Origin of the sequence: Methylococcus sp. S1M (assembly GCF_051295855.1) — a bacterium.
Lineage (GTDB): Bacteria > Pseudomonadota > Gammaproteobacteria > Methylococcales > Methylococcaceae > Methylococcus > Methylococcus capsulatus.
Genome location: NZ_JBPDXO010000001.1, coordinates 734,944 through 758,940 on the forward strand (window position 1 = coordinate 734,944; position 23,997 = coordinate 758,940).

The window sequence follows — 23,997 nt, forward strand, 5'->3', positions numbered from 1 at the left end:
CAACGCGTTCCATGGCAATCACCCGCTCCACTCTCGAACGATTCCTCGCTGCGCTGCTGAGTCCCGGCGCGTTCGCCGATTATGGCCCGAATGGCCTGCAGATCGAGGGACGCGAGGAAATCCGGCGGATCGCCTTCGCGGTGTCCGCGACCGCCCATTCCGTCGCTGCGGCCGTCGACTGGCGGGCCGACGCTCTGATCGTGCATCACGGCCTGTTCTGGAGATTCCACGGTGCACGACCGCTGGTCGGACCGTTCGCGGGGCGGGTGTTTCCGCTGGTCCGCAATGCCATCAATCTGTTCGCCTACCACTTGCCACTCGACGCCCACCCGGAACTCGGCAATGCCGCGGTGCTGGGACACAGGATCGGCCTGGGCGAACAGGCGCCATTCGGGGACCATCAGGGTTGCCCGACCGGTGTCCAGGGTACGCTGCGGGTGCCGTTGCAGGCTTCGGCGCTGCGCGAGCGGCTGGCGGAGGTCCTCGAACATCCGGTGCTGCTGGCCACGCCGGATGCGACGGCTCCGGTTTGCACGATCGGGATCATCACCGGCGGCGCCAACGGCGGCTGGGCCGAGGCGGCCAAGGCGGGCCTGGACGCTTATATCACCGGGGAAATGAGCGAACACGACTGGCACGAGGCGCAGGAAGCGGGGATACACATGTATGCAGGCGGTCACAATGCCACCGAGCGGTTCGGCATTCAGGCCCTGATGGAACGGATCGGACGCGATCTGGAAGTCGAGTGCCGTTTCATCCCGAGTGCGAACCCGGCCTGAATCCGTCATCCCAAACCGACCGTTTCCCGGTATTCGGGTACCCGGCAATCCCACCCCAGTTCATGCTCGATCCGGAAACGGAGCGAGTCCGCAGCCTCGGGCTCGCCATGGGTGACGAACGTCTTGAGCGGCGGCTTGGGACATTGCCGCAGCCAGTCGAGAATCTCACTGTAATCGGCATGGGCCGACAGGTTTTCGACCAGCCCCACCTCGGCACGGACCGGCACGTATTCGCCATGGATCTTGACCGCTTCGGCGCCGCCCAGGATCGCCGCGCCTCGCGTCCCCGGCGCCTGGAAGCCCGTGAACAGCACGGTATTGCGGTGATCCGGAGCGAAGGCCTTGAGGTGGTGCAACACGCGTCCGCCGGTCGCCATGCCGCTCGCCGATATCAGGACCATCGGCGTCCGCCGGGCGCTCAGCCCCTTGGATTCCTCGGCGGTATTGACGTAGCGCGCGGTCCGGCACACCGCCTCGGCCTCCGCGGACGAAAGCCGGTGCTCAGAGCGGTAACGGCGGAACAGCTCGGTAGCGTCGACAGCCATGGGGCTGTCGAGATAAACGGGAACGTCCGGCATCCTCCCGGCAGCCTTCAGACGGTGAATGCAATACAGCACGCTCTGGGCGCGGCCGACGGCGAAGGCCGGGATCAGCACGACGCCGCCGCGGCGAAAGGTCCGTCCAATATAGTCGCCGAAAGTTTCCACCGGGTCTTCCGCGGCGTGACGGCGATTGCCATAGGTGGATTCGACCACGAGGAAATCGGCCGCCGGGCAGGACGCCGGGCTACGCATGGTCGGATCATTCGGCCGCCCCAGGTCGCCCGAGAAGGCGAGGGAGGAACGCAGGCCCCGGAGCACCACCGAAGCCGCCCCGAGGATATGTCCCGCCGGCTGGAAGCGGAACCGGAATTCGCCGCCCAGACGCACCTCGCGGCCGTAATCGACCGGCTCGAACAGATCGAGGCAGCGCTCGGCATCTTCCCGCGTGTACAGCGGCAAGGCCGGATGGTGGCGCGAGAAACCGCGCCGGTTGGCATACTCGGCTTCCTCCTCCTGCAGGTGGCCGCTGTCGGGCAACAGTATCCGGCACAGGTCGAAGGTCGCCGGCGTGCAATGGATGCGTCCGGCGAAACCGTTGCGCGCCAGCAGCGGTATATAGCCGCTGTGGTCGACATGCGCATGAGTCAGGACCAGTGCGGCGAGACTGTCCGGCGCCACCGGGAAAGGTTCACGGTTGCGCAGCCGGAGCTGCTTGAACCCCTGGAACAACCCGCAATCCACCAGGATGCGGCACTGCCCCTCGGTCACCAGATATCTGGAACCGGTGACGGTCCCGGTGGCGCCGATGAAGCCCAGTTCCATGGAGGATCAGGGCTTGGCCGCAGCCCCCGCGCTTCCGCCGTGACTCATTCCGCCTTGATGCTGCATCTGCATCATCATCTGATGGTGCGACTTCATGTGCTGCTTGATCATGTCGCGCTGCTGCTGCTTGAGCTTCTCCTTTTCCGCAGGGTCGGTCGCCGCCTGGATCTTGTCCATGATCTCGTGCATCTGCAGCATGTGATCCTGCATCATCTTGATGCGCTGATCCATCTGCTCCTCGCTCATCATGCCACCGCCCCCCATCATGCCGGGCCCCATGCCGCCCATTCCGCCGGAGGCGTGGGGATTCGGGCTTGCACTCGGCTCCTCCGCGCAGACCGGGCCGGCGAGTCCTGCAACCGCGACCCAGACCAGGATCAGGCTTTCAATCGGTTTACGCATCTTGCGACTCCTCAACATCGTTCTGGTGCGCTGGGGAATTCCAGCACGGCGGACGGTATCACCGAACCGGCCGCCTGACCAGCCCTCGACGCCTCATACCACCCACTGTTCGAATGCCGCCGAAAGGACCAGGCCGGAAGATTCCGGATGGCCATCCGGGCACCAGGGTAGCAGGGCCAGACGCGGCTCCGGCAGCGATTCGTCCAGGGTGTGGAGATATTCGTCCAGATACGGGAACTCGGGGTCGATCACATTGCCGATCCATCCGGCCGGGCGTACGCAGGACCGGCCGATCGCCGCGGCGCTGAGCAGCGCGTGGTTCAGACAGCCGAGGCGCAGATCCACGACCAGAACTACCGGCCAATGCAGGGCTTCTGCGAGGTCGGATACCCTCTCATGGTCGTTCAAAGGCACTTCCCATCCACCGACGCCTTCCACGATCACCCAGTCGGCCGCGCCCGCCAATGCCTCGCTGCGGGCGACGATCGCGCCGATGTCGATGGGCCGCCTCTCCAGACTGGCAGCGATATGGGGTGAGGTCGGCATTTCGTAGGCGAAAGCGTTGACATCTTCGTAAGACGCCTGGACGTCCGCCGCCGCCATCAGTAGTTCGGCGTCCTCATGACGCAGGCTGCCATTCCTCCGCACCGCGCCGGTCGCCACCGGCTTCATCGCAGCGACCCGTAATCCCCGCCGGCGCAGTTCGCGAATCAGCGCCAGGGAAACTCGGGTCTTGCCGACCCCCGTGCCCGTTCCCGTGATGAAAAAACCTTGTGCCACGATGCACCCTCATTTTTCGACCAATGCGGTCAATACTTCAAAGCTGGCGGTCACGGCGGACGCCATGCCCGGCAAACGCCCGTACGCTTCGCTCACCCGTTCCAGCGTGTGCCGGCTCAGCAGATGGCGCGGCCGGTTCCGGGTCAGGTTTCGCGCTCCCAGCGCCTTCAGCTCTTTCATCAGCGCCAGCACCGAAGGATAGCCACGCCGGAGAGTCCTTGCGTCGAGCCGGATTTTCGTGAATCCCTGCGCCCGCAGCTCCTGTTCCACCGAGCGGCGCGTCGCGAAGGCATTGACGTGGGTGTACCCATCGACGGCGCGCCAGGCCATCCGCAACTCGCCCAATGTGGCCTCGCCGAAGGTGCTGAACGCCAGCCTGCCGCCCGGACGAAGCACCCGGCAGCATTCGGAAATGGCACGGTCCAGCCGTTCGCACCATTGAAAAGCCATGTTGGAAAAAATCAGGTCGACCGACTCGTCCGCGAGTGGGAGGGCCTCGGCATCGCCCACGACGAGGCCCATGCCATCGGCGCCCGGCCGATGGGAGCGCAGGAACCGGAGCATGCCTTCGGCGATGTCCAAGGCCAGACATTCGGCAGTGGGAAAAGCGGCGACCAGCAAGCCGGAGAAATGGCCGGTGCCCGCACCGAGATCGAGCATGCGGGCCGGTGGCGGCCCGAGATGGCGGATGCCGGCCAGCAGCGACTCGCCCACCTCCCGCTGCAATGCCGCGACGCCGTCATAGCCGACGGCCGCCGCACCGAACGAGACGCCGACCCAACGCTTTTCGGGCGTATCGGCAAACGGCCCGATGTCAGGACGAGGCAATGAATTCATGGATCAGGCGGGCCGTCCGTTCTCCGTGGGTCAGGAATGGAACATGGGGGGCATCGTCGATGCGGTGACTGACCAGGCCGGTCTTCAGCCTGGCCAGCGCATCCCCCAGCTCGACCGGCACCAGTCGGTCACGCCGGCCCAGCAGCGCCTGCACCGGTTGGGGAAGCTCACGCAACACTCCGCGCAGATCGGCGTGGCGTAATACCTCCAGACCGGCCAGGAGCGCCGGCCGCTCCGGCGGCGGCCGTCCGGACAGCTGGCTGCGGACGCCGCGCAGCAATTCCCGCTCGTTCGGCATGCCCCACGCCTGCAGAGCCAGAAAGCGCCGGCAGGCATCCTCGTAGTCGGACAGAAAGCCGTCGGCGAAGCGCATCAGCGTGACGGCTTCCATTCCCGGCCAGCCGGGCTCGGCGACGAAGCGGGGCGTGCCGCACAGCAGGGTGAGCGAGGCCACGGCCCCCGGCGCCATGCGCGCGGCCTCCAGCGCCACCATCGCGCCGAGCGACCAGCCGACCCAGTGCGCCGGCCGGGGCACGGCCTCCAGAACGGCCCCCGCTACGGTTTCGAGCGACCAGTCCGCCAGCATCGGGCTGTGGCCGTGTCCCGGCAGATCGATCCGCGTGACCCGGAAACGGTCGGTCAGCCACGGCACGAAACCGGACCAGATGCCGCCGTGCATGCCCCAGCCGTGGATCAGGACCACCTCGGGCCCGCGCCCCGAAGTCTCGATGAACAGCCCCATTCAAGCCTCCTGAGGAACGGCGTCGGCCAGTGCCTCGAGCAGGCCGTCGATCTGCTCGTTCGAGTGCGCCGCGGACAGAGTGATCCGCAACCGGGCGGTGCCTGCCTGCACCGTCGGCGGACGGATGGCGCTCACCAGAAAGCCCCGCTCGCCCAAGCGACGGCTGGCTTCGAGGGCGTCGGCATTGGCGCCGATCACGAGGGGCTGGATCGGACCGGGCAGGTCGCCCAGTCCGAACCCCAGACTCGCGGCGCCGGCACGGAAACGCCGCACGTTGCAACGCAGCCGCTCGCGCCGCTCGGGCTCCTCGCGCACGAGACGCAGACTGACCCGGGTCGCCTCGGCGACCGCCGGCGGCAGCGCGGTGGTGTAGACATAGGTACGGGCGCGCTGGATCAGATAGTCGATCAGGGACTCCGAACCCGCTACGAAGGCGCCGAACGTACCCAGCGCCTTGCCCAGGGTGCCGACCAGTACCGGAACCTCGGGCGCGCCCAGGCCGAAATGCTCCAGGGTTCCGCGCCCTTCGGCGCCCAGGACGCCCAGGCCGTGCGCATCATCGACCATCAGCCACGCCCGCCCGTCCCGGGCGACGCGCGCCAGCTCCGGCAAAGGCGCCAGATCCCCGTCCATGCTGAACACACCGTCGGTGACGACCAGCCGGGTCTCGGCGCGGGACTCGGCCAGGGCGGCTTCGAGAGCGCGGGCATCGGCATGGCGGTAGCGCCGGAAGCGGGCGCCGGACAAGAGGCCGCCGTCCAGCAACGAAGCATGGTTCAGCCGGTCCTCGAACACCGTATCGCCGCGCCCGGCCAGGGCGGAGACGACACCGAGATTGGCCATGTAGCCGGTGGAGAAAAGCAAAGCCCGCGGACGACCGGTGAATTCCGCCAGTTCTTCTTCCAGCGCATGGTGCGCCGCAGAGTGGCCGCAGACCAGGTGGGAAGCTCCGGAACCGACACCCCAGCGGTCGACGCCGCGCCGAAAGGCCTCTCTCACCGCGGGGTGGTTCGCCAGCCCCAGATAATCGTTGCTGCAGAAATTGACCCGGGGGAGGCCGTCGATGACGACCCGGGTGTCCTGGGGACTTTCGACGATACGCCTCCACCGGTAGGCATCGCGCGCCTTGATCTCTGCCAAGGCCGAGGCCAGATCGAATGTCATGGAACTCAGCAGCCCAAGCCCGCCATGCGCAGCCCCAATCGCGCGAATAATCGCCGATCGCGCTGGGCCTGCGGATTCTCCGTCGTCAGCAGCCTGTCGCCGTAGAAGATCGAATTCGCTCCGGCCAGGAAACACAGGGCCTGCATCTCGTCGCTCATGTCCGAACGGCCGGCTGACAGCCGTACCCGGGATGCCGGCATCATGATCCGCGCCACGGCGACGGTACGCACGAAATCGAACGGATCGAGCGCCGCCGTATCGGCCAGCGGCGTGCCCTCCACCCTCACCAGCAGATTGATCGGCACGCTTTCCGGGTGGCGCGGCAGATTGGCGAGCCCGATCAGCAGGCCCGCGCGGTCGGCGGCGGATTCGCCCATGCCGACGATGCCGCCGCAGCACACGTGCATGCCGGCATCGCGCACCCGTTGCAGCGTATCCAGCCGGTCCTGGTAGGTCCGGGTGGTGATGATCTCGCCGTAATAGCTTTCCGAGGTATCCAGGTTATGGTTGTAGTAATCCAGCCCCGCTTCCTTGAGCCGCCGGGCCTGTTCATCGCTCAACATCCCCGCAGTGACGCAGGTTTCCATCCCCAGCGCCTTGACGCCTTCGACCATCGCCGCGATGGCCTCCAGGTCGCCATCGCGGGGGCTGCGCCAGGCAGCGCCCATGCAGAACCGTGTGGCGCCTTCTTCCTTGGCCCGCTGGGCGGCTTCCAGCACATCTTCCAGCGACATCAGCGATTCGCGCTTGACGCCGGTCTCGTAATGCGCGCTCTGGGGGCAATAGGCACAGTCTTCCGAACAGGCGCCGGTCTTGATGCTCAGCAGGCTGCTGACCTGGACTTCGTTCGGGTCGAAATGGCGCCGATGGATGGTCTGGGCCTGGAACAGCAATTCGCTGAACGGCAGCGCGAACAAGGCCTCGGCCTCGCCCTGGGTCCAGTCGTGGCGCAGCACGGGCTCTTCCGCCCGTTCCTGGTTCGTCATTACCGCTACTTCGGCATGCATTACACTCGATCTCCAGTGGATGGCCCGGATACCGGCCGTGTGCAAAGGGCAGCCCCCTCACCCCTGTCCCTCTCCCAGAGGGAGAGGGAAGTCAGCCCCCATGTTGTTGAATTATGAATCGGAGAACCGTCATACCGGCAAGGAAACCGGCATCCAAAACACAGGGACGTGAGCCCCGACTACCGTCCATGGCGCCTGGACCCCGGCCTCCCTGCCGTGGCGACGAACCTCTGCGGCTCATTTCAACGGCATTGTGATTCAGCCCCTTCTCCCTTTGGGAGAAGGGATGGGGATGAGGGCAAGCCTAACCAAACTCACACACGACCCGATATCGCAATTCAGGATATGGACACGCCGACAGCCTCTGTCGACGCGCAAACATGAAAATTGAAAACGGTTGGCTGAATATTATACAGAACTGGATCTATCCGCCCACCTGTCTGTTGTGCGGCAACGACGGGCAAAGGGGACTGGATCTGTGCGGGGCATGCGAGCGCCAGCTTCCCAGGACCGGCACCGCGTGCCTGCGTTGCGGCGAGGCCCTGCCCGAAGGCGCCCCCAGCCCTTGCGGACGCTGCCTGCGGCATCCGCCGCCGTTCGATAGCTGCCGCGCGGCGTTCCGCTACGAGGAGCCCATACGGCATCTGATCCACGGGCTCAAGTTCGGTCATCGCCATGCCTGCGCCCGCACGCTGGGAGAACTGGCCGCCGCCCACTTCATGCTACATGCGGAAATGCCCGAACTCATCGTTCCGGTTCCGCTGCACGCTTCCCGCTACCGCGAGCGCGGCTTCAACCAGTCGCTGGAAATCGCCCGGCACCTGAGCCGGAACCTGCAGGTCCCTCTGGAGTTTCGCGCCCTGACACGAAACCGCACCACCCGGCCGCAAGCCGAACTGTCCGCAGAAGAGCGGAGAAAAAACATCCGCGGCGCCTTCCGGATGGAAAGGGCGGTCAACGTCCGCCACGTCGCCATTTTCGACGACGTGGTCACGACGGGAGCAACGGCGGGCGAACTGGCGCGAACGCTGCGGGCAGCGGGCGTCGAGCGGATCGACGTATGGGCCGTGGCGAGGGCCTGAGCCGCGCCGCGGGTCTCCAGTTCACGGCGTCGAAGGCTCCACCGCCGCCGGCTGGGCGTCCGGCTCGCCTCTGTATAGGTTGGTCAGCTTGCGGCGGAATTCGTTGCTGATCGAGTTGATGTCGCCTTTCTTTTCCACGACCCGCGGCGTGATGAGCACCACCAACTCGGTGCGCTCGGGCTTTATCTCGGTGGACCCGAACATCCAACCTATCATCGGGATTTGGTTCAGGTATGGCAGACCGGTCTGGGTCTCGGAGCGCTTATCGGAGATCAGTCCCCCCAAGGCCAGCGTCTGCCCGTTGGGCACGGCGACGACGCTCTGGATTTCCCGATTGGCGAATTGGAAGGTTTTCTGTCCGCTTCCGACTTCGACCGGAGAAGGAGTAGATATGGCCTGGAATATCTCCAGCGAAACGAGGCCGCCTGAATTGACCCGCGGCCGGATTTGCAGGGTGACACCCGACTGCTGCTGCTGGAATTGATTGAACTGGGTGGTACCGATGGTCGCGCTGGCCGTCGTACCCGTTAGCACCGGTACCTGATCACCGACATTGATCTTCGCCTGTTGATTGTTCAGAACCATGAGCGAAGGTGAGGAAATCACATTGACCAGATTTTCCTGCGCCAACAGGTTAAGCAGAACCTTGACATTACCGCCGTTGGCGATCAGCGCATAGCTGAATCCCCCACTCGCGGATGCGGCCCCGTTGATGAAATCCTTTACCAAGGCAGCAAGCGGGCTGCCCAGTGCCTCCGTGCTGCTACCGCTGCTGATCAGCCACTTCAATCCGTACTGGAGATCGTTTTTCAGGCTGATCTCGACGATGGTGGCGTCGATGAGCACTTGGAGCGGCAAGACATCCAAGGCCTTGATCACCGCTTCGATCTCCTTCCAGTCCTGGGGCTTGGCGATCACGATCAACGCATTGTTGGCAGGATCGGCGACGACCCGCGCATTGTTGCCGAGTTGGGTCATGCTTGCTCCCTGACCGCCCGCACCCGACCGCGCGCCGCCGAAACTGCCCCCACTGGTACCCAGGCCGCCGCCAGAACCGCCCAAACCACCGCTGCCGGAGCGGCCGAGTCCGCCGCTGCTGCCGGAAGTTCCCATGCTGCCCGTCGTGCTCCCCATGCTGGAACCGCTGCTGCCGGAACTTCCAAATGAACTCCCCGAGCCGCCAAAGGATCCTCCCGAGCCGCCATAGCCGGCAGAAGACCCCCCAAAACCGCCTGCGGTCGCAGAGGCCGAGCCGAAGGCGCTCGATATGCCACTGCCGACGTCCATTCCGGTCAGCCCTGGCGCCAGCGAAGGCCCCTGCCGTCCCGCGCCGCCTCCGAAGATCCCGCCCAGCGTGTGGGCAAGCTCGCCCGCATCCACGTGCTGGCAGCGATAGACGTGGACATTGCCGGTACGGGTGGTGTTGTAGCGGTCGAGCCGTTCGATCCAGTCCTGCACTTCGTGCAGGAGATGCATCTCAGGAGCCACGGCGAGGATGGCGTTGAGGCGTTCGATCGGCAGGATGCGCAGCACGTTGCCCATGGCGCCCTTGCCGCCGAGCCCGAGGACCTTGGTCAGTTCGTCGGCGATGGTCGGCACGTCGGCGTTCTTGACCGGATACAGGGCCACGGACATGCCCCGCATGTAGTCGACGTCGAAAATCTGCACCGCTTCCATGACGCCGCCCAACTCTTCCGCCGTACCGGCCACCATGACCAGATTGCGGGTCTCGTCCATCCGCAGCACGGCCTTGGGCGGCATGATGGGCTCCAGCACTTTCTGCATTTCCGCGGCGCTGATGTAACGCAAAGGAATGACCCGCAACTGGTAACCCGGCTCCATCATTCCCACCCCGACCCCGGGACCGGAGGCGCTGATCGCCGCCTGGGCGTCGGGTTCGATTTTGTACATGCCGCCCTCCCGGATCAGCGCCGCCCCGTTCATCCGCAGCAGGGTCTCCAGCGTCGGGATCATCTCGTCCTCGGTCAGCGGCCGGGTGGTCTGCAGACTCACCTTGCCGGTGACCTTGGGACTCAGGACGTAATTCACCTTCAGCGTATCGCCGAGGATGACCTTGGTGACTTCCGACAGGTCGGCGTCGTCGAAATTGAGGGTGTACTTGCCTTCTTTCCGGGGCGAGGTGCGGCCGCCTCCTTTCCCGGTCGCACCGCCGCCGGCGGAGGACGTGGTGGCGGAACCCGGGTAGCCGCCACCGCCGGCGGACGGCGGATTGACCACGGCCCCCTTCCGCGGATAGTACTCCGGCTTCTTGAGCATGTCGGTCTGGGCCTCCGCCAGCGGCGCGGGCGGAGGCTCGGTCGACACCTTCTCGATCTTCAGGCTCTCCGGTGAAACCGGCTTTTTGTAAAAGTCGGGCAGCAGCGACTCGCAGCCACTCAGGCCGAGGGCCGCCGCTACCGAGACGGCGGCGATTCTTTGAATGAACTTAGGCATGCACGGTCGCTTGCAACTCGTTGAACGGCTTACTCATCGCTTTGATCCTCTGTGTCTTCGGCACCGTCGCTTTCGGTATCCTCGTCGGGCTCGCCCATTTCGCCCTCCTCCTCTTCCAGTGTCTCGGCATCCGGGGACTGGTTGCCGGCCGGGGGCTTCTTGCCGGGCTTGGCCTCCTGGGGCGGCTGCGGCGCTCCGCCGGCTGCAAGTTTCGGCTTGACCTTCAGGAGCGGGAGTTCCTTGATCTCCCCATCCTGCTGCATGATGACGCGATCGGTCTTCAGCTCCTTGAGAACCCAGCCACTGACGACGCCGCCTTCCTTGACACGCTTGTACTTGCCCTTGGGATCGACCAGCAGGGCGGTTTTTCCGGTCGGGGAAAAGATCATCCCCATCAGCTTGAGGTCGAGCGGCGTCCGGCTGACCGGCGGCGGCGGCTCTTCCACCACTTCCGGCGGCGGCCGGCGTCCCTCCACGAACAGCGGGCGCTCGACCAGCTCTTCGAATTCGCCGAGGTCCGGGAATTCGAAAGGAGCGAGCTCCGGTTCGTCCACCGCGGCTTTGTCCACGGCCTTTGGAGCCTCGGGAATACGGTGCATGCGGTCCACGCTGTACCACTCCACCCCCAGCAACAGTCCCAGCCCCGCACAGACCGAGGCGAGCAGCAGCGACAGCCTCAGCTCGGCACTGAGCTTTCCGATGTCCCATTTCATGTTCAGGGCGCTTTCTGCGACATGTACCCGACCGCATCGAAATCGATGCTCAGCTTGTCCGGCATGGCCGCCTGCTTCTGGCCGGGCCGGGGCGGAACACGGATCGGGCGGAGGTTGAGGTTTTCCACGAACAGCACCGGCTGCTCCGACTCGATCTCGTAAAGCACTTGCCGCAGCACTTCGGTGCTGCCGTTCAGACGGACTTTCACCGCAATGCGGGTGAACTGGTCTTCCTTGCGCTCGGGGATCACCTGGGTGCTGATCAGCTCGCCCCCTGCGGAGGTCACGGTATCCTTGATGCGCGACTGCAGGTCCGCCGCCGCCAGGGCGGGCGTGGCCTGGGAAAACAGGTTCTTCGCCTGCTCGCCCTCGTTGCGGATTTCCTGCAGGCGTCCCTCCCAGTACGATCTTTCGGCCGCCACCGTCTGGAAACGCTTCAGCCGGAACAGCAGACTCTCGATCGACTCGTCGTAGCCGGAGGACAAGGCCCACAGTGGCGCCATGATCAACCCGTACAGGGCCAGGACAGTCAGCGCCAGCAAAGCCAGGGCCGCGGCCCTGGACTTACTGACCTGGATTTTCAGATTGAGCAGACGCTTCAGAAGACCTCCCATTGACCGCATCCGATGCAATCTGGAACCGCTCCAGACCATTCGAGACGTCCTTGGTGACCGGCGACACGAAACTGGTGTTCTTGAACTCCTCCGAAGTCTCCATCCGGGCGATCAGACTGGACGCCGACGGCGACTGTCCCTGGACGACGAGATGCCCCTCCTTGTACTGAAGGCCATTAAGCCAGGTATCGTCCGGCATGACTTTGCTCAGTTCATTGAGCACGTCCAGTACGATCGGGTCCTTGCGCTTCTTCTGTGCCAGATATCCCATCTCGTGCACCATCTGCTCGGCCTCCTGCCGCAGCGCCTCCACTTCCTTGGCCACCTTGCCCGCTTTGCGCACCTCGACCTCGAGTTGCTCGACCCACTGGCTCTTTTTCCAGACCGGCACGATCAGGAGCGCCAGGATCAGCCCCACTGCCAGCCCACCCAAGCCAATGTTGAGCCAGCGGTTCCAGCGGCTTTTTTTTACCCTGAACCGCTCGGGCAGCAACTGGTGGGAGCGCTTGAAGGGGTCCTCGCTCACGTCCACGTAATCCGGCCGCCAGCCGGCTGCGATCATGGATTCGAGCATCAGATCCAGCTTTTCCCGCGGCACCACGGCGAGACTCACCCGTATCTGTCCCGCCGCCTTGAGCCGTTCGATCAGCCGTGCCCCGAAATACACCTGGTCGGGCTTGAACGGCGTAAGACGATCGAGTTCGAAGGCGATGACCTGCAGCAGGTTTTCTTCCGTCGCCAGCGGCAGTTTGACCACGCGCGTCATGCATTGATCGGGCAGAAGCCGGAGGACCGTCCGGCTTTCGGCCAGTTCGGGCTCCGCTTCCAGCAGCCGGCGCCAGGCCTCACGGCCGACGTCGTCCAGTGTGAACGAGCCGAGCGGACGCGCCCCGTTGGCGGTGCGGTGAACCGCATCAAGCGTTTCCCCCCGCCAGGTCAAGAAGATCCAGGAGGCCCGCCCCCCCAACAGGCGCCGGAAGTGATCCGGAACCAGAAAGGCCAGCTCCCCCGCCCACCATCGCAGGAAAGCCTGGACATCCAGTTCTATCGGTTTGCTGAAATCCACCATCGTGCTGAAAAGTCGGTGTCCCTGCCCGTCGCTAAGAGCCGGCAGCATTCCCCGGCCAGGGGGAAGAACCGCCGGAAGACGCATGTAAACGGGGAATTTTCCAATTTAATATGGAAAACGGCAAATTCTGGATATTCTGCTGGCGTTTCAGCACCGCCTCCACGGCGGCCCGGTCACCCTCGGGAAGCTCCGCCTCGACCCAAACGCCGTAGGCCGTATCGCCTCCAGTCGTCAGCTTGATCGGACTGTTGGCGCGATTGGCTGGGATCGGCGGAGGAGCGCTCCCGATCGCGACGGAACGCTGCGCAAGATACTCGCTGACTGCGGCTTCGTCACCCTTGAACACGATGCGCAGCATCTCCGGTCCGGCCTTGGCCGGATTGATGCCGTCGCGCCCCGTGTATACCGTGATCAGCGGCTCGACACGCTGATAGACCGCGGGCGTCAGACCGAGCACCTCCATCAGTTCGTCGGTCACCTGGAATGGGCGGTTGCGCGGACCCACTCTTCCCACCGCTTCATAGTCGCCGCGCTCGGCTCCCCTGGGCCGTTTGAGATCGTCAGGATCGCGCCAGTCGACGATGGCATCCGACAGGCGCTGAGCCAGATCTTCGTCACCCGTGACCCGCAGGAACAGCTCCCGCAGCGCGGCGTCCGACGCGGCGTTCATGTCCAGCTTTCCCTCCTCGTCCAGCACGCGGATCGTCAGGCGTCCGGTGCCCAGCGAGACCGAATAAGGGGTTCCGTCGGTCCTCCAGCGCTTGGCGGGATCTCTTTCGACCAGCATGGGCATGGCATAGTAGAGGCCGCCTTCGGCCAGGGCGCGCGCTTGGGCCGTCCCACGGACACTGCTGACCAGTTCCGATTCGCGGCGTAAGGTGAGGGAGAAACTTCCAGCCATGATCATCAGGAGCGTCAGCATCCACAGAACCAAGACGAGCGCCATGCCCTTCTGGCCGCGGACGGTCACCGCCCCCTCCGGCGGGCAGCCGGCTTCATTTCCTGGAGCGAGGGAAAAAGCGAAGTGGCCGGCGGCAAGAGGGTGCATGAAGGGGGGAGCCGGCCACTCCGTCAAGGGAGAGAGATGAAGACGCATGAACAAGCTACCTTCATGTGGCTGGGAACCTTCAGCCACGGACAAGAGTTAACCATGGTTTTGTATCAGGAGTGTGTTCGTAGGGTAGCGGATTGGTATCCCGGCGGTACTCACCGCGCCACCTCGAGGCGGGGCGCGACCAGCAACGGCGGCCACGGGTCCTCGCCTTCCGGCTGGATCACGAAGCGGACCATCCGCGGCATGACCGGCTCATTCCATTCCTCGACCCAGACCAGTTCACCGTTGCGTTCGTTCTGCCCCAGATAGGACAAACGGAACTGCGTCACTCCTTCCAGGACGAGCACGTCGTCGATGGGAGCGACCGGATCCTGGGGATTGTTGGTCAAGGGCAGGACGGCAACCCGCAGGTCCGTCCCGTCTTCCCGCTGCGCCAGATACAGCCGGAACCGGTGGAGACCGCCCCGCACGTAAGCCGGCAGGGTGGACACGAAACTCAGGGTCTGCGAAGTGCCGCGAAACGCCAGGACCATCCGGTTCATCTCGCCGGGCTCACGGATCGGCAAAGCCGTCGCCAACCGGGCGCGAAGAAACTCCTGCACCACCAGGGCGCGGCTGGCGCGCTCCACCGACACCTCGCCCTTTTCCCATGAAGCGGCCGCCATGCGCAGACTTGCAGTGAGGATCAGCGACATTACCGCCAGCAGGCTGGTCGCGATCAGCACCTCGATCAGGGTAAAACCACGGGAGGCCATGGTTACATGCGCGGTCCGAAAGGACCGCCCGGCAGGCGGCCGGGGACGCCGGAAGGGTTCTCGTTGAACAGCCGCAGGGTGCTCAGGGTGATCTCCCGCGGCTCCTCGCCCTCTCCCCATACGACGCTGGCGTCCACGGCGAACAGTTTGAGACCGGCCAGCGGCGATCCCGCCAGAGGCGCGTTGTCGGGCCTTACCTGCTGCTCGAGTGCCGGGATGGGCACGGGGGCGATCCGCAGAATCCAGCGGAATTCATCGCCGAAACGGCCTTCGGTCACGCCGGGCGCCAGCGGCGTTTCCACGCCGACGTCATCGAGCACCGACTCCGCGGCAATCACGGCGCGGGAATACTCCTCGGCTATCCGGGCCGAACGAGTCGCACCGCCGAACACCCGCAGCAGCACGCCCAAAGCGATGGCCATGATGGAAAACGCCACCAGCATCTCCAACAGCGAGAAGCCGGACTGCGCCTTGGCTTCAGGAATCGTCCGCTTCTTCCGCACTGGATGAAATCCTGCCAGTGAGCCAGTTGACATCGATCAGCCGTTTCCGGCCGGCGGCCTCCAGGGTCACCCGCCCCCCGGTCGAAGATCCGTCCGGAAAAAAGACGATGCTGCCGACCCCTTCGCCCTCGACCTCGCCGGCCGCGGTGAACAGCCTGAGCCCCACCCCGGCAGGGAGGCCGAATACCTTGGGGCGGGTACTGACCCGGTAACGGTGTCCCGGCACATCGAGCGTGAACCGCACCTCCTGGCGCCGGCTCAGGGCCTGGCCGCGGGCGAACCTCAGCCCGGAAGCCACGTCCCGGGCGGCTGAACCGAGCTGGGCGGCTTCGATGGCAGGCATGACATTGGGGACCGCGACCGCCATGAGGATTGCGCCGATGCACAGCGCCAGCAGCATCTCCAGCAGGGTGAAGCCACGACGCCGCATCCCCCCGTGCACCCTATTCCCAGCCGAGGATATCGGCATCCTCGCCTTCGCCGCCCTCGGCGTTGTCCTGGCCGAGCGACCAGAGGTCGTACTTACCGTGCTGTCCCGGCGAGACGTAATGGAACGGGTTGTTCCAGGGATCCAGCGGAACCTTCTTCTTGCGCAGGTAAGGGCCATTCCAGACCCGCGCCGTGCTGGGCTGTTCGATCAGGGCGTTCAGCCCTTCATCGGTGGTGGGATAACGGCCCACGTCCAGCTTGTACATGTCCAGCGACGAAGCCAGTTCTTCGATCTGGAGACGGGCGGTCTTGGACTTGGACTCGCCCAGATGTTTCATGACCTGGGGACCGATCAGTCCGGCGAGCAGCCCGATGATGGCCAGCACGACCAGCAGCTCGATCAGGGTGAAACCGCTGCGACTACGGACGAAACGTCGATGCTTCATGGAAAAACCTCGATCAGGGAAAAAGGGTTGAGGGAATCAGAAGGCCAGATCGTTGACGCTGACGATCGCCATCAGTATGGAGACGATGATGCCGCCGATCATGATGCCGAGCCCCACGATCAGCGCCGGCTCCAGCAGTGCGAGAATGCGCTGGACCGTGATCTTGATCTCCTTGTCGTAAGTGACCGCGACCCGTTCCAGCATCTCGGTCAGATGCCCGGACTCCTCGCCGAGCTTGATCATCTGCAGCGCCAGCGTGGGAAAAACGCCGGCATCGGTCAGGGGACCGGAAAGGGCGCCCCCTTCCTTCAGATTGTCCATGGCAATATCGACCCGCTCGGCCACGGCCCGGTTTCCCAGCGTCTCCTTGACGATCGAAAGACCGCCCAGGAGAGGCACGCCGTTTCCGAGCAGGGTTGCCAGCGTCCGGGCAAAATTGGCCACCTCGACCTTCCGCACCAGATCGCCGAACAACGGCCAGCCGAGGAAACGCCGATCCCACACCAGCCGGCGCGAGGGCTCGGCGAGTTCGTAGCGCCCCCACGCCACCAGCACCAGCACTACACCGAAGAGCGCCCACCAGTAATTTTTGAGCAGTTCGGCGATGCCGACCACGATCTGGGTCGGCACCGGCAGCTCCTTGCCCGCGGTTTCGAACATCTCCTCGAACTGGGGCACCACGAAGGTGAGCAGCAGCAGCAAGGAGCCGACGGACATGGTCAGCAGGATCGCCGGGTAGATCATCGCGGTCGAAACGGTGTCCCGCAGTTCCTTGGAGCGTTCGAGATAATCCGACAAGCGCTCCAGCACGTCCTCCAGCGCCCCGCCCGCCTCGCCGGCGCGGATCAGGTTCAGGTAGAAACGCGAGAACACGCCCTCCTGCCGTTCCAGGGCCGCCGAGAGCTGAGAACCGCCCTTCACCAGTTCGATGACGCGCCCGATCATGCCATTGAGCGCCACATCCTCCCGGGTCAGGTCTTCCAGCACGAATAGCGCCCGGTCCAGGGGCAGCCCGGCCTGCAGCAGCGTCAGCAACTCCCGGGTGAAGATGCCGATCTGTTTCTGCGAAATCCTGTTGCGGCGCCGCGACAGGCTGAGCCAGGCAAACGGGCGCGCGCCGGCGGGCGCCACCCGGATCGGGATCAGCCCCTCACCCTGGAGTGCCAGGACCAGGCTCATCTCATCGGGCGCTTCCCGCTCCGATTCCACTGATTCGCCGTCGCGGTTCACGGCCTTGTAAAAATAGAGCGGCACGAAAGTTACCTCGGCCTCAAAGCACAGGGGAACGGCGGCTTCATCGCCGCCTTCAGGAATCCGAGGTGACGCGCAGGACCTCTTCGACGGTGGTCAGCCCCATCAAAGCCTTGCGGACACCATCGTCATACATGGTATGCATGCCTTCGCGTAGGGCGACCTCCTCGATCTGCCGCGCCTGGGCGTGACTCATCACCAACCGCCGCACCTCGTCGGACATGACCAGGAACTCGAGGATCGCGAGCCGTCCACGAAAACCGGTGCCGCCGCATTGTTCGCAGCCGACCGGCCGGTACAGCACCACCTCGCCGTCACGCTGGAACCGCCGCAGCCCCATTTCTTCCGCGACCTCCTCCAGCGCCGGATGTGGTTCGCGGCAACTCTGACACAGCCGCCGCACCAGACGCTGGCCGAGAATACCATTCACGGTCGAGGTGATGAGATAGTCCTCGAGCCCCATGTCCAAAAGACGGGTCACGCCGCCGGCGGCGTCATTGGTGTGCAGCGTGGACAGTACCAGGTGGCCGGTCAGCGCCGATTGCACGGCGATACGGGCCGTCTCCAGATCGCGCATCTCACCGATCATGATCACATCCGGGTCCTGACGCATGATGGAGCGCAGCGCGCTCGCGAAATTCAGACCGATCTGGGGCTTGACCTGGATCTGGTTGACGCCTTCCAGCTGGTATTCCACCGGGTCCTCGACCGTGATGATCTTGCGCGAAGGCGTGTTGATCTTGTGCAGGGCGGTATACAGCGTGGTGCTTTTGCCGCTGCCGGTGGGTCCCGTGATCAGGATGATACCGTGGGGTAGCTCGAGGATCTCGAGGAAACGCCGCAACACCGAACCATCGAATCCCAGCGTGCCGAAATCGAAGGTGATGCTCTCTTTGTGCAGAAGCCGGATCACGACGCTCTCACCGTACATCGTGGGCACGGTGGAAACGCGCAGATCCAGCTCCTTCCCCTGCACCTGCAGCTTGATCCGGCCGTCCTGCGGCAGGCGCCGCTCGGCGATGTTGAGCTTGGCCATGATCTTGATGCGCGAAATCACCGCCGCGGTGGAGCGTACCGGCGGCGCTTCCACATCGCGCAACACGCCGTCGATGCGGAACCGTACCTTGAGCGTCTGCTCGAAGGGCTCGACATGGATGTCCGAGGCGCGCGATTCCACCGCGCGCTGCATGATGAGGTTCACCATGCGGATCACCGGCGCTTCGCTGGCGAGATCCTTCAGGTGTTCGACGTCGGCCTCGTCGGCGTCCTCGTCGCCGCCCAGGTTTTCGACGATTTGGCCCATCACCGAACGGCCCGAGCCGATCTGCTGCTCCAGCGCCCGGTCGATCTCCGAGGCCAGACCGACCACCGGATGGACCGGCTGACCACAGGCCAGCCCGAGCGCATGGATCAGCTCGGCATCGAACGGATCCTCCACCGCCACGACGAAACCGTCGGCCCTGGCCGCGATGCCGACGGCATGACGATCCTTGAGAAACCGGGACGCGATGCCTTCCGGCAAGGGCGACACGTCGGGATAATCGGTGGGACCGATCAGGGGAAGACCGCTGGCTTCGGCCAGGGTCTCGGCCACGTCACGCTCCGAGACCACGCCCAGCTTGACCAGCAAGGCGGGGAGGCGCAGCTCGTCCGCCTGTGCCGCGAGGCGCTTCGCCCTTGCCAGATCCATTTCGCGGACCTTGCCGCGCCGAAGCAGGGCATCGGCGAATCGGCCATAGCCGTCAGGATCCTGCAACAACTCGGCGGGCACGAGCGGTTCCGCCTCGGTCTTTCTCGATACTGCCTGGGTCATTGGTGGAGGTCGTGGAGGAAGGTCAATGCTCGCTGCCAGGGTCCGGCGCGGCGAAGGATTATGCTACAGATCACGAGATGATTCTTGACGATGGCCTGCCGTGCGCATCCTTGCGTGCCGTTCCGGTTTTCCTGCTCGAATGGACTACCTTTCCACGAGCGCACGCCCCATGTCAAGCCACGGCGGTCGTTGCCCGGGAAATCCAGCACATGACGTCGTAACCCGTCGTGCCGACATAGACCGCGCGGCTCCCGTCAGCTATCTTTTGTGCTTCCGCTACGTTCCGAGAAGTTTATGAATCCCTATTGGAGTGCGCTGGTCCGGGATCTGAAACCCTACGTACCCGGCGAACAGCCCAAGCTGGACAATCTCGTCAAGCTGAACACCAACGAGAATCCGTACCCGCCCTCGCCCAAAGTGTTGGCCGCGATCCGCGGCGAACTCGGTGCATCCCTGCGGCTCTATCCAGACCCGAACGCCGAACTGCTCAAACAGGCCATCGCGCGCTATCACGGCGTCGGTGCGAACCAGGTGTTCGTCGGGAATGGCTCGGACGAAGTCCTGGCGCATGCGTTTCAGGCCTTGCTGAAACAGACTCGGCCCATCCTGTTCCCTGACATCACCTACAGTTTTTACCCCGTCTATTGCGGGCTGTACGACATCGCTCACGAGACCGTACCCCTGACCGAAAGTTTCGAGATCCGGATCGAAGATTACCTGCGGCCCAACGGCGGCGTCGTCTTTCCCAATCCCAACGCGCCGACGGGCCGGCTGTTGCCGCTCGCGGACATCGAAACGCTGCTGTCGAAGAACCGCGACTCGGTCGTGATCGTGGACGAGGCCTATATCGACTTCGGCGGTGAATCGGCAGCGGCGCTGGTCAACCGATTCCCCCATCTGCTCGTGATCCAGACGCTGTCTAAATCGAGATCGCTGGCTGGTCTGCGCGTCGGCTTCGCACTCGGCGAGCCGGGACTGATCGAGGCGCTGGAGCGAGTCAAGGGCAGCTTCAATTCCTATCCGCTCGACCGCCTGGCGATCGTGGGGGGAGTCGCGGCCTTCGACGACCGTGACCACTTCGAATGGTCCCGGCAGGCCATCATGTGGACCCGGCAATGGCTTAGCCGGGGACTCGCCGAGTTGGGCTTCGAAGTGCTGCCGTCGGCCGCCAATTTCGTATTCGTCCGCCATCCCAGGCACGATGGCGCAGAGCTGGCGGCCGCGCTGCGGGACAGGCACATCATCGTCCGCCACTTCAAGCTGCCGAGGATCGACCAGTTCCTCCGCATCACCGTGGGAACGGAAGGGGAGTGCCAGATTCTCCTCGACGCTTTGAGCGAACTGGTGGCGGGACAGGCGGCCGCCTAGGCGGCGTGCTGCTTGCCGGCCTGGGCGACGAGGCGGTTCCAGGCCAGCGTCAAGACCAGGAGGACGGCTGCCGCGACGGCAAGATAACGACCGAGCGCGACGAAATCCGTCTGCACCATCCCGGCGCCGACAAGGGTCGCTGCGATGCCCTGGGGAAGAAAACCCAGGCCGGTGCCGATCCAGAAGTCGCGATGGCCGATCGCGCTGATGCCCAGCAGAATGTCGTTGTAGAGCCCTGCGACCGGAATCTGCCGGATCAGAACGACCGACCACCAACCTTTCCGGCCTTGCACGCGGGCGGCAAGGGATTGCAGTTTGGGATAGCGCCGCAGCACGAGTTCACGGGCCGACCAGCGCGCAAACAGGAATGTGCAGTAGGCCCCGAGCACGGTGCCTAGTTCACTCCACAGCGCGCCCCAAACCGCACCGAACAGCAGCCCCCCCAAAACGCAGAAAATCAGGCGCGGGAAGCCGATGGCCGTCAGCAGCGCGGAAACCACGATAAACACGAATGGCGCCCAGAGTCCGATGTCCTCGAACCCGGCGCGCGCGCCCCTGAGATAGGCAAGCCAGACGTCGAGCGGTGCCGCGAGAAGTAGGGGCACCGCTCCAGCCAGCGCCAGCACGGTGATGCCTGCGATCCGAAGCGGTACGGACGGACGTGTTGCTTTATCCATCTAGCCAAGTGTTTGTTCACCGACGGCTAGTTTCCAGGAAAACCGGCTGAAAAGATAGTCCCGGCCTCCCCCGATCATCCGCCCCCCTTCCGTATCCCCGCCGGGTATTGCTCGACAGATCCGCCCGATTTATTCCGTATATTTATAAATATATATTAAAAAATTCCTGATCAATATATGGCTCATCCTATAGACTGCCGGCTTTTCATTGGGAAAGGTCATGACTACTGCATACGCGATGTCTGGACTGTTGGTGGGGTTCTTGGTCGGTCTGACCGGCGTCGGCGGCGGCTCACTGATGACACCGCTGCTGGTGTTCATGTTCGGGTTCGCCCCCAAAACGGCGGTGGGAACGGATCTGCTGTTTGCAGCGATCACCAAAGGCAGCGGCGTCCTCGTCCATCACCGTTCCCACCGATCGGTGGAATGGAAAATCGTGTTGCAACTGGCGTTGGGCAGCATTCCCGCGGCTTTGGCCGTCGTCTATCTGCTGGAGACCGTATTCAAGAAAGACGAGGCAGTGACCGCGATCATCACCACCACACTGGGCATCGCCCTGATCTTCACCGGTCTGTCCTTGCTCCTGCGCAAACGGCTGTCGCGGAAATCAGCGATTCGGCGCCTGACCCATACCGAGCGTTTCGGACGCTGGCAGGGAGCACTAACGGTGCTGGTCGGCGTCATTCTGGGGGTGCTGGTCACCCTCTCCTCGGTCGGCGCCGGTGCCCTGGGCACCGTCGCACTGCTGTTCCTGTACCCGCGCCTGGCGACGGTGCGCGTCGTGGGAACCGACCTGGCGCACGCGATCCCGCTGACCGCCGTCGCCGGCTTGGGCCACCTGCACATGGGCAATGTGGATTTCACCCTCCTCGGCAGCCTCCTGCTGGGCTCGCTCCCCGGCATCTACCTGGGCAGCCAGCTGAGTGCCAAGATTCCGGAATGGCTGCTGCGCCCCGCGCTCGCCTCGCTCCTCCTGCTGATCGGCTGCAAGTTCGTGCTCTGACCCCCCTTGAGTACCGCCAGCGCGGCCTTAGAATATGCGCCGCTCCGGCGGGGGGCCTCGACGCCTCGCCGCTCTCCTCAACAACGACCCTGCAGGACGATTCGATCCCATGAGTCTGAGCCGCCGCCATTTCCTCCAACTCGCCGTCGCAGTGAATGCGCTTTCACTGTTCAAAGCCGGCATGGTTAATGCCGAACCCGGAATCGGACTGAAATTCGGCCCCCCCTCCCCCTTCTCGTTCGAGACGCTCAAGACGTTGGCGCGCGAACGGGCCGGCCGGGAATACGCCCCGCCGCCCCAACCCGATCCAGCGATCGTCAAGCAGATCGACTACGACGCCCACGGCAAACTGCAGTACCGCAAGGAGGCCGCGCTCTGGGCCGAAAGCGGCGGCAGCTACCCGATTTCCTTCCAGCACGTGGGCATGTTCTTCCCCAAAACGGTGATCATGAACGTCGTCGAGAAAGGCACGGCGCGGGAAATCCTGTACGATCCCCGTCTCTTCACCATGGGACCGGATCACGTGGCCAAGGGTCTTCCGGCCAGCCCTTCGGCCTTCGCCGGGTTCTGGGTACACGAGAGCCGCAAGGGTTCCGACTGGAAGACGCGGGAACCCTGGGTCACTTTCCTGGGAGCCTCGTACTTTCGCGCTATCGGCGAACTGGGCCAGGTCGGCCTGTCGGCACGCGGCATCGCGCTGAATCCCGGCACTTCCAACCCGGAAGAATTTCCGGATTTCGTTTCCTTCTGGTTCGAACCCGCCGCGAAAACCGACGATCCGGTGACCGTTTACGCCCTGCTCGATGGCCCCAGCCTGACCGGCGCCTATCGCTTCTTGCTGCGGCGGACCCGGGGCGTGGTCATGGAGATCGAGGCTGCGCTGTTCCTGCGCAAGGACATCGAACGTCTGGGGATCGCGCCGCTGACGTCCATGTACTGGTTCTCCGAAACCGCCAAACCCACCGGCGTGGACTGGCGGCCGGAAGTGCACGACTCCGACGGACTGGCGCTGTGGACCGGCGTCGGTGAACACATCTGGCGGCCGATCAACAATCCGTCGCACATCATGGTATCGAGCTTTGCCGACAAGTCACCGAAAGGCTTTGGGCTCAGCCAGCGCGACCGGGTGCTCGACCACTACCAGGACGGCGTGCGCTACCACTTGCGTCCCTCGGCCTGGGTGGAACCGCTCGGTGACTGGGGCGAGGGTGCGGTGCAGCTCACTGAAATCCCCACCGACGACGAAATCCACGACAACATCGTGGCAATGTGGGTGCCGAAGGAGCCCGCCACGGCGGGTAAGACCTATGACCTGCGCTACCGCATCCATTGGCTGGCGGACGAGGCATTCCCCAGCCCGCTGGCGCGCTGCGTGGCAACCCGTCTCGGCAACGGCGGCCAGCCCGGCAAACCGCGCCCCAAGGGCGTGCGCAAATTCATGGTCGAATTCCTGGGCAAGCCGCTGGCGAAGCTTCCTTACGGCGAGAAACCGGAACCCGTGATTACCGCGACCCGGGGCGAATTGTCGCGAATCGAGATCGAAGCCGTGCCGGACGACGTCCCGGGCCATTGGCGTACCCATTTCGACCTGGCGGTGACGGGGCAGGATCCGGTCGAAATCCGCTGCTATCTGCGCCACAAAGACGAGGTGATGTCCGAGACCTGGCTATACCAGTACCACCCGTTCTGAG

At 64.4% G+C, this 23,997-nt stretch carries 24 protein-coding genes; 5 read left to right on the forward strand and 19 right to left on the reverse strand.

The window, feature by feature from the left end:
• Positions 1–11: 11 nt before the first annotated feature.
• Positions 12–779, forward strand: a complete 768-nt coding sequence (locus ACSHWJ_RS03300) for a Nif3-like dinuclear metal center hexameric protein (protein WP_432539302.1) — start codon at positions 12–14, stop codon at positions 777–779.
• A 5-nt stretch (positions 780–784) separates the two neighbouring features.
• Here the strand turns inward: ACSHWJ_RS03300 and ACSHWJ_RS03305 are convergent, their stop codons facing one another.
• The 7 genes from ACSHWJ_RS03305 to bioB form a co-directional block, all read right to left on the reverse strand.
• Complete coding sequence (locus ACSHWJ_RS03305) at positions 785–2,143, reverse strand: MBL fold metallo-hydrolase RNA specificity domain-containing protein (RefSeq protein ID WP_010960424.1); 1,359 nt, start codon at positions 2,141–2,143, stop codon at positions 785–787.
• Positions 2,144–2,149: 6 nt separating this feature from the next.
• Positions 2,150–2,545: a hypothetical protein gene (locus ACSHWJ_RS03310; protein WP_143708475.1), complete on the reverse strand. Its 396-nt coding sequence runs from the start codon at positions 2,543–2,545 to the stop codon at positions 2,150–2,152.
• Between the two features lie 93 nt (positions 2,546–2,638).
• Positions 2,639–3,325 carry a dethiobiotin synthase gene (bioD, locus tag ACSHWJ_RS03315; RefSeq protein ID WP_010960423.1) on the reverse strand — a complete coding sequence of 229 codons (687 nt, stop codon included), beginning with the start codon at positions 3,323–3,325 and terminating at the stop codon, positions 2,639–2,641.
• 9 nt (positions 3,326–3,334) lie between these two features.
• A complete protein-coding gene (bioC, locus tag ACSHWJ_RS03320; protein ID WP_026045911.1) occupies positions 3,335–4,162 on the reverse strand; it encodes a malonyl-ACP O-methyltransferase BioC in 828 nt (275 codons plus the stop codon).
• Positions 4,140–4,904, reverse strand: coding sequence for a pimeloyl-ACP methyl ester esterase BioH (gene bioH, locus ACSHWJ_RS03325; protein ID WP_010960421.1), 765 nt, complete (start codon positions 4,902–4,904; stop codon positions 4,140–4,142). Before bioH ends, bioC begins: the two co-directional genes overlap by 23 nt.
• A complete protein-coding gene (gene bioF, locus ACSHWJ_RS03330; RefSeq protein ID WP_432539303.1) occupies positions 4,905–6,068 on the reverse strand; it encodes an 8-amino-7-oxononanoate synthase in 1,164 nt (387 codons plus the stop codon). It abuts the gene before it with no gap.
• 5 nt (positions 6,069–6,073) lie between these two features.
• Entirely contained in the window at positions 6,074–7,075 is a 1,002-nt protein-coding gene (bioB, locus tag ACSHWJ_RS03335) for a biotin synthase BioB (protein WP_282213441.1), read from the reverse strand.
• A 380-nt stretch (positions 7,076–7,455) separates the two neighbouring features.
• Here bioB and ACSHWJ_RS03340 point away from each other — a divergent pair, with 380 nt between their 5' ends.
• On the forward strand, positions 7,456–8,157 hold the full coding sequence (locus ACSHWJ_RS03340) for a ComF family protein (RefSeq protein WP_282213442.1): 702 nt from the start codon (positions 7,456–7,458) through the stop codon (positions 8,155–8,157).
• A gap of 21 nt (positions 8,158–8,178) precedes the next feature.
• Here ACSHWJ_RS03340 and gspD read toward each other — a convergent pair whose 3' ends face one another.
• The 11 genes from gspD to gspE form a co-directional block, all read right to left on the reverse strand.
• Positions 8,179–10,611 carry a type II secretion system secretin GspD gene (gspD, locus tag ACSHWJ_RS03345; protein ID WP_282213443.1) on the reverse strand — a complete coding sequence of 811 codons (2,433 nt, stop codon included), beginning with the start codon at positions 10,609–10,611 and terminating at the stop codon, positions 8,179–8,181.
• A 29-nt stretch (positions 10,612–10,640) separates the two neighbouring features.
• Positions 10,641–11,324, reverse strand: a complete 684-nt coding sequence (locus tag ACSHWJ_RS03350) for a hypothetical protein (RefSeq protein ID WP_041360895.1) — start codon at positions 11,322–11,324, stop codon at positions 10,641–10,643.
• A gap of 2 nt (positions 11,325–11,326) precedes the next feature.
• Positions 11,327–11,938 carry a type II secretion system protein GspM gene (gene gspM / locus ACSHWJ_RS03355; RefSeq protein ID WP_010960416.1) on the reverse strand — a complete coding sequence of 204 codons (612 nt, stop codon included), beginning with the start codon at positions 11,936–11,938 and terminating at the stop codon, positions 11,327–11,329.
• Positions 11,889–13,055, reverse strand: a complete 1,167-nt coding sequence (locus ACSHWJ_RS03360) for a PilN domain-containing protein (RefSeq protein WP_228370289.1) — start codon at positions 13,053–13,055, stop codon at positions 11,889–11,891. Before ACSHWJ_RS03360 ends, gspM begins: the two co-directional genes overlap by 50 nt.
• Complete coding sequence (locus ACSHWJ_RS03365) at positions 13,039–14,103, reverse strand: general secretion pathway protein GspK (protein WP_432539304.1); 1,065 nt, start codon at positions 14,101–14,103, stop codon at positions 13,039–13,041. Before ACSHWJ_RS03365 ends, ACSHWJ_RS03360 begins: the two co-directional genes overlap by 17 nt.
• A 110-nt stretch (positions 14,104–14,213) precedes the next feature.
• Positions 14,214–14,816, reverse strand: coding sequence for a prepilin-type N-terminal cleavage/methylation domain-containing protein (locus ACSHWJ_RS03370; protein ID WP_010960413.1), 603 nt, complete (start codon positions 14,814–14,816; stop codon positions 14,214–14,216).
• A 2-nt stretch (positions 14,817–14,818) separates the two neighbouring features.
• A complete protein-coding gene (locus ACSHWJ_RS03375) occupies positions 14,819–15,319 on the reverse strand; it encodes a type IV pilus modification PilV family protein (protein ID WP_041360893.1) in 501 nt (166 codons plus the stop codon).
• Positions 15,294–15,749 (reverse strand): GspH/FimT family pseudopilin, encoded by a 456-nt coding sequence (locus ACSHWJ_RS03380; protein WP_041360890.1) that lies wholly within the window; start codon positions 15,747–15,749, stop codon positions 15,294–15,296. Before ACSHWJ_RS03380 ends, ACSHWJ_RS03375 begins: the two co-directional genes overlap by 26 nt.
• Before the next feature lie 13 nt (positions 15,750–15,762).
• The gene (gene gspG / locus ACSHWJ_RS03385; RefSeq protein ID WP_010960410.1) at positions 15,763–16,194 is read right to left on the reverse strand and encodes a type II secretion system major pseudopilin GspG; all 432 of its coding nucleotides are present in this window, start codon (positions 16,192–16,194) and stop codon (positions 15,763–15,765) included.
• Positions 16,195–16,230: 36 nt separating this feature from the next.
• Entirely contained in the window at positions 16,231–17,448 is a 1,218-nt protein-coding gene (locus tag ACSHWJ_RS03390; RefSeq protein ID WP_017365123.1) for a type II secretion system F family protein, read from the reverse strand.
• 52 nt (positions 17,449–17,500) lie between these two features.
• On the reverse strand, positions 17,501–19,258 hold the full coding sequence (gspE, locus tag ACSHWJ_RS03395; RefSeq protein ID WP_010960408.1) for a type II secretion system ATPase GspE: 1,758 nt from the start codon (positions 19,256–19,258) through the stop codon (positions 17,501–17,503).
• Between the two features lie 294 nt (positions 19,259–19,552).
• Here gspE and hisC point away from each other — a divergent pair, with 294 nt between their 5' ends.
• Positions 19,553–20,626 (forward strand): histidinol-phosphate transaminase, encoded by a 1,074-nt coding sequence (gene hisC / locus ACSHWJ_RS03400; protein WP_010960407.1) that lies wholly within the window; start codon positions 19,553–19,555, stop codon positions 20,624–20,626.
• On the opposite strand, the gene ACSHWJ_RS03405 is transcribed toward hisC, so the two are convergent.
• Entirely contained in the window at positions 20,623–21,303 is a 681-nt protein-coding gene (locus ACSHWJ_RS03405; RefSeq protein WP_218797555.1) for a TVP38/TMEM64 family protein, read from the reverse strand. The genes hisC and ACSHWJ_RS03405 overlap by 4 nt on opposite strands.
• Positions 21,304–21,523: 220 nt before the next feature.
• Here ACSHWJ_RS03405 and ACSHWJ_RS03410 point away from each other — a divergent pair, with 220 nt between their 5' ends.
• Positions 21,524–22,306: a sulfite exporter TauE/SafE family protein gene (locus ACSHWJ_RS03410; protein WP_432539305.1), complete on the forward strand. Its 783-nt coding sequence runs from the start codon at positions 21,524–21,526 to the stop codon at positions 22,304–22,306.
• Positions 22,307–22,415: 109 nt separating this feature from the next.
• Positions 22,416–23,996: a glucan biosynthesis protein gene (locus tag ACSHWJ_RS03415; protein WP_010960404.1), complete on the forward strand. Its 1,581-nt coding sequence runs from the start codon at positions 22,416–22,418 to the stop codon at positions 23,994–23,996.
• The last annotated feature ends 1 nt before the right edge of the window (position 23,997 follow it).

Excerpts from the sequence above, each read along its gene's own strand:
- ACSHWJ_RS03300 (WP_432539302.1), top strand. The coding sequence starts at position 12 with ATGGCAATCACCCGCTCCACTCTCGAACGATTCCTCGCTGCGCTGCTG.
- ACSHWJ_RS03305 (WP_010960424.1), bottom strand. The coding sequence starts at position 2,143 with ATGGAACTGGGCTTCATCGGCGCCACCGGGACCGTCACCGGTTCCAGA.
- ACSHWJ_RS03310 (WP_143708475.1), bottom strand. The coding sequence starts at position 2,545 with ATGCGTAAACCGATTGAAAGCCTGATCCTGGTCTGGGTCGCGGTTGCA.
- bioC (WP_026045911.1), bottom strand. The coding sequence starts at position 4,162 with ATGAATTCATTGCCTCGTCCTGACATCGGGCCGTTTGCCGATACGCCC.
- bioH (WP_010960421.1), bottom strand. The coding sequence starts at position 4,904 with ATGGGGCTGTTCATCGAGACTTCGGGGCGCGGGCCCGAGGTGGTCCTG.
- bioF (WP_432539303.1), bottom strand. The coding sequence starts at position 6,068 with ATGACATTCGATCTGGCCTCGGCCTTGGCAGAGATCAAGGCGCGCGAT.
- bioB (WP_282213441.1), bottom strand. The coding sequence starts at position 7,075 with ATGCATGCCGAAGTAGCGGTAATGACGAACCAGGAACGGGCGGAAGAG.
- ACSHWJ_RS03340 (WP_282213442.1), top strand. The coding sequence starts at position 7,456 with ATGAAAATTGAAAACGGTTGGCTGAATATTATACAGAACTGGATCTAT.
- gspD (WP_282213443.1), bottom strand. The coding sequence starts at position 10,611 with ATGCCTAAGTTCATTCAAAGAATCGCCGCCGTCTCGGTAGCGGCGGCC.
- ACSHWJ_RS03350 (WP_041360895.1), bottom strand. The coding sequence starts at position 11,324 with ATGAAATGGGACATCGGAAAGCTCAGTGCCGAGCTGAGGCTGTCGCTG.
- gspM (WP_010960416.1), bottom strand. The coding sequence starts at position 11,938 with ATGGGAGGTCTTCTGAAGCGTCTGCTCAATCTGAAAATCCAGGTCAGT.
- ACSHWJ_RS03360 (WP_228370289.1), bottom strand. The coding sequence starts at position 13,055 with ATGCTGCCGGCTCTTAGCGACGGGCAGGGACACCGACTTTTCAGCACG.
- ACSHWJ_RS03365 (WP_432539304.1), bottom strand. The coding sequence starts at position 14,103 with ATGCGTCTTCATCTCTCTCCCTTGACGGAGTGGCCGGCTCCCCCCTTC.
- ACSHWJ_RS03370 (WP_010960413.1), bottom strand. The coding sequence starts at position 14,816 with ATGGCCTCCCGTGGTTTTACCCTGATCGAGGTGCTGATCGCGACCAGC.
- ACSHWJ_RS03380 (WP_041360890.1), bottom strand. The coding sequence starts at position 15,749 with ATGCGGCGTCGTGGCTTCACCCTGCTGGAGATGCTGCTGGCGCTGTGC.
- gspG (WP_010960410.1), bottom strand. The coding sequence starts at position 16,194 with ATGAAGCATCGACGTTTCGTCCGTAGTCGCAGCGGTTTCACCCTGATC.
- gspE (WP_010960408.1), bottom strand. The coding sequence starts at position 19,258 with ATGACCCAGGCAGTATCGAGAAAGACCGAGGCGGAACCGCTCGTGCCC.
- hisC (WP_010960407.1), top strand. The coding sequence starts at position 19,553 with ATGAATCCCTATTGGAGTGCGCTGGTCCGGGATCTGAAACCCTACGTA.
- ACSHWJ_RS03405 (WP_218797555.1), bottom strand. The coding sequence starts at position 21,303 with ATGGATAAAGCAACACGTCCGTCCGTACCGCTTCGGATCGCAGGCATC.
- ACSHWJ_RS03410 (WP_432539305.1), top strand. The coding sequence starts at position 21,524 with ATGACTACTGCATACGCGATGTCTGGACTGTTGGTGGGGTTCTTGGTC.
- ACSHWJ_RS03415 (WP_010960404.1), top strand. The coding sequence starts at position 22,416 with ATGAGTCTGAGCCGCCGCCATTTCCTCCAACTCGCCGTCGCAGTGAAT.